Below are 514 nucleotides of genomic sequence, written 5' to 3'. Positions count from 1 at the left end.
ACTGTCCATGTCCGGCGAAACGACCGGGACCAGAAGCTCGCCGTAAACCGACTGCACCTGACGATCGAGCGGGAAATAGCGCTGAGTCGATCCCAGGCTGGCCGGTCCCGAATTGAGCGGCCGGACGACGGTCGTGTTCAGCACCCAGTTCTGCAACTCGCCGCCGACCGCGATCTTCACCGCACCGGCGGGCAGGTTGAACAGCGACCCATCGATGCCGGCGCGGAATTGCCGGATCGTGCTGACATGGCTGGTCGAGCTGCGGCTGTCGGTGAGCAAGGCGCGCACCGCCGCCGAGGTGCGGTTGGTCGCTGCGGGATTCCACACGTCGAGCGCGTTGGCGGCGGTGAGCGGCAGGTTCAGCGGGATCAGATTGGTGCCCGCCACCGGCGTCGTCATGCTGCCGTTGGTCTGCACCGTGCCGTTCAGCGCGAGCGTCGCGCAACTCGTGCACAGGCTGCCGTCCTGGGCCTGCGCCGTGCGATCCTCGCCGAACAGCGCCATGGCGGTGAAG

The 514-nt window shown here is 67.5% G+C and carries 1 protein-coding gene; it reads right to left on the bottom strand.

From position 1 onward, the window contains the following. Nucleotides 1-514 (bottom strand): hypothetical protein (locus AC1DZC_RS20450; protein ID WP_477044568.1); only part of this gene is annotated, 514 nt, incomplete at both ends.

The sequence above is a fragment of the Cellulomonas sp. P2_B4 genome (assembly GCF_056404795.1).
The sequence above is the reverse complement of the archived record's forward strand: the minus strand, read 5'-3'. Positions and strand labels throughout refer to the sequence as shown.